Annotated in this window: 4 protein-coding genes; 3 read left to right on the top strand and 1 reads right to left on the bottom strand. The window is 71.2% G+C overall.

Annotated elements, in window-relative coordinates:
* The coding region (locus tag ACWD3D_RS35160) for an MFS transporter (RefSeq protein WP_451464743.1) at nt 1–946 on the top strand (946 nt) is incomplete at its 5' end.
* Between the two features lie 46 nt (nt 947–992).
* Here the strand turns inward: ACWD3D_RS35160 and ACWD3D_RS35155 are convergent.
* On the bottom strand, nt 993–1,217 hold the full coding sequence (locus tag ACWD3D_RS35155; protein ID WP_266703680.1) for a hypothetical protein: 225 nt from the start codon (nt 1,215–1,217) through the stop codon (nt 993–995).
* 57 nt (nt 1,218–1,274) lie between these two features.
* Between ACWD3D_RS35155 and map the strand changes: the two genes are divergently transcribed.
* Both map and ACWD3D_RS35145 read left to right on the top strand, forming a co-directional pair.
* Nucleotides 1,275–2,132: a type I methionyl aminopeptidase gene (gene map, locus ACWD3D_RS35150; protein ID WP_451464742.1), complete on the top strand. Its 858-nt coding sequence runs from the start codon at nt 1,275–1,277 to the stop codon at nt 2,130–2,132.
* A 348-nt stretch (nt 2,133–2,480) separates the two neighbouring features.
* Nucleotides 2,481–3,149 (top strand): biliverdin-producing heme oxygenase, encoded by a 669-nt coding sequence (locus tag ACWD3D_RS35145; RefSeq protein ID WP_451464741.1) that lies wholly within the window; start codon nt 2,481–2,483, stop codon nt 3,147–3,149.
* The last annotated feature ends 39 nt before the right edge of the window (nt 3,150–3,188 follow it).

The raw sequence follows: 3,188 nt of genomic DNA, 5'->3' as shown, positions 1-3,188 counted from the left end.
GCCGGCGCTCGACTCGCTGCTGGCACGGATCGTGCCGCACGAGCACCTGCCTGCCGCCGCCGCGCTGAACGCCCTGCGCTGGCAGGTCGGCGCGATCGCCGGTCCGGCCCTGGCGGGCCTGGTCGTCGCCTACGCCGGGCACGCCACCGCGTACGCGATCACCGTCGTCACCTTCACCGTCTCGGTCGTCCTCTGCCTGCGCCTCACCCCCGCGCCGCCCGCCCATGACGCGGTCAAGCCGTCGCTGCGCGGGATCGCCCAGGGCGCGGCGTACGCGTGGAGCCGGCCGGTGCTGCTGGGGACGTACGCGATCGACATGGCGGCGATGTTCTTCGCGTTCCCGAACACGATCTTCCCGTTCCTCGCGGACGACCTCGACGCCCCGTGGTCGCTGGGGCTGATGTACGCCGCCGGGTCGGTGGGTTCCCTGGTGCTGGGGCTGACCAGCGGCTGGACCTCCCGGGTACGGCGGCACGGGCTCTTCGTGGTGTTCGGGGCCGCCGCCTGGGGACTGGCCATCGCAGGGGCGGGGCTCTTCGGGAGCGTCTGGCCGGTGCTGGTCTGCCTGGGCGTCGCGGGTGCGGGCGACATGCTGAGCGGACTGGGCCGTTCCGCCATCTGGAACCAGACCATTCCGGAGGAGCTGCGGGGCCGGCTGGCCGGTATCGAGGTGCTCTCCTACAGCGTCGGGCCACAGCTCGGCCAGGTCCGGGCCGGCGCGATGGCGGGCTGGACCGGCACGCGCTCCGCGGTCTGGACGGGCGGGGTGGCCTGCGTCGCCTCGGTGGCACTGCTGACGGCGGCGCTCCCGAAACTGCTGCGGTACGACTCCGCCACCGACGAGGACGCCGTACGCCGCAGGGACGCCGCCGCGACGGCCACCGCCGTCACGACGGGCGCCGGCATCCCGGACGCGCCGGGGGCCCCGGGGGTGCCGGCGGTCTGAGCGGCAGGGCGATCCGCGGCCGGCACCCGTGGGGACCTCCAGTCCGTCAGGAGGCCGGGGGCCGGTTGCGGTCGTGCCACTTGGGGTCGGTGTCCCACTCCAGGTTCCGCTCCTGCGCGGTGTCCATGGCGTGCTGCGCCGCCTCGCGCGAGGCGTACGGGCCGAAGCGGTCCTTCGCCGGGCACTCGGGGCCTTCCTCGACCTTTTTGTGCTCCAGGCAGTAGTACCACTCGCCCGGTTTGCCGACCGTGCGCTTCTTGAACAGGGCCATCGGGACTCCTTTCCTCATGGCCAGCTTGCCCCAGGGGCGCTGGTTAGACTCGCTGACATGTCTGGTCAGTCGCTGCTCGCACCCGGGGAGATCTCTCCCGTCCGTTCCGTACCGGGAAATGTCCGGCGCCCCGAGTACGTGGGGAAGCCGGGCCCGACCCCGTACACAGGCCCGGAGGTCCAGGACTCCGACATCGTCGAGCGGATGCGCGTCGCCGGCCGGATCGCCGCCCAGGCGATGGAGGAAGCCGCCAAGCACATCGCCCCGGGCGTCACCACCGACGAACTGGACCGCGTGGCCCACGAGTTCATGATCGACCACGGGGCGTACCCGTCGACGCTCGGCTACCGGGGCTTCCCCAAGTCGCTGTGCACCTCGGTCAACGAGGTCATCTGCCACGGCATCCCCGACTCGACGGTGCTGCGCGACGGCGACATCGTGAACCTGGACGTGACCGCGTACATCAACGGCGTACACGGCGACAACAACGCCACCTACCTCTGCGGCGACGTGGACGAGGAGTCGCGGCTGCTGGTGGAGCGCACCCGTGAGTCGCTGAGCCGGGCCATCAAGGCGGTCCGCCCCGGCCGCCAGATCAACGTGATCGGCAGGGTCATCGAGTCGTACGCCAAGCGCTTCGGCTACGGCGTGGTGCGGGACTTCACCGGGCACGGCATCAACACCTCGTTCCACTCCGGCCTGATCGTGCCGCACTACGACAGCCCGCACGCCACCACCGTGATGCAGCCGGGAATGACGTTCACCATCGAGCCGATGCTGACGCTGGGCACCCACGAATACGACATGTGGGACGACGGCTGGACCGTGCTCACCAAGGACCGCAAGCGGACGGCCCAGTTCGAGCACACCCTCGTGGTGACGGAGACCGGGGCGGACATCCTCACGCTGCCGTAAAGCGTGCTGCGGAATCCCGCCTGTCCGGCGACTCCGGGCGGACGGCGCCACTTCCGCGACACGCTTGAGGACCACAGGACTCCCGGGGCACGACCGCGCCCGGTGGAACGGAACCCGTGACAGGAGGTTCCGTGCCACCGGGCGCGTGCTTTTCGCCGGGACCCGGGTGGCCGGACGCCGCGCACGGGACAGGGCGGGTTTACCGACGGATCGTCGGCAACCAGTTGACTTAGGTAAGCCTAAGTAAGAGGATCGGGGGGTGGCCGACGCGGCGCGAGCCGCCACGTCGGCGCCACGCGCCCCGTGCACCGTCACGCTTTCCGCCCCCTCGGCCCCCGGAGGCCCGCCTTGGACACGTCCGTCGGCACCGTCACCCCGTTCTCCACGGTCATCCGTACCGCCTCCCACGAGCAGCACACGGAAGCGGAGACCTCGACCTTCATGGGCGACCTGCTGGGCGGACGCCTGGGTGTGGACGCGTACACGCGCTACACCGAACAACTCTGGTTCGTGTACCGCGCGTTGGAGGAGGGCGCCGAGCGGCTTCGCCGGGACCCGGTCGCGGGGCCCTTCGTGCAGGAGCCGTTGATGCGGCTCGCCGAACTGGAGCGCGACCTGGCGCACCTGCGGGGGCCGCGGTGGCGCGAGGGCCTGGAGCCGCTGCCCGCCACTGCCGCGTACGCCGAACGGGTCGCGACCTGCGCCCGCGACTGGCCCGCCGGTTACATAGCGCACCACTACACCCGTTACCTCGGCGATCTCTCCGGCGGCCAGATCATCCGCGACCGGGCCGAGAAGACCTGGGGCTTCGCGCACAAGGGTGACGGCGTGCGGTTCTACGTCTTCGAGGAGATAACCAACCCGGCCGCTTTCAAGCGGGGTTACCGGGAACTGCTGGACGCCGTCGACGCCGACGACCTGGAGCGGCAGCGCATCGTGGACGAGTGCAAGCGCGCCTTCGCCCTCAACACGGCCGTCTTCCGCGAGCTGGGCGAGGTCTTCCCGCTCGGCGCCTGAAGCGGGCGGAAGGGGCCGGGCGGGGTGTCGATCACACCC

It is taken from the genome of Streptomyces sp. NPDC002690, from assembly GCF_053592415.1.
This window is presented reverse-complemented; position numbering and strand designations above follow the sequence as displayed.

Bases quoted from the DNA above. Each gene is read 5' to 3' on its own strand.
- ACWD3D_RS35155 (WP_266703680.1), bottom strand. From the start codon at position 1,217: ATGGCCCTGTTCAAGAAGCGCACGGTCGGCAAACCGGGCGAGTGGTAC.
- map (WP_451464742.1), top strand. From the start codon at position 1,275: ATGTCTGGTCAGTCGCTGCTCGCACCCGGGGAGATCTCTCCCGTCCGT.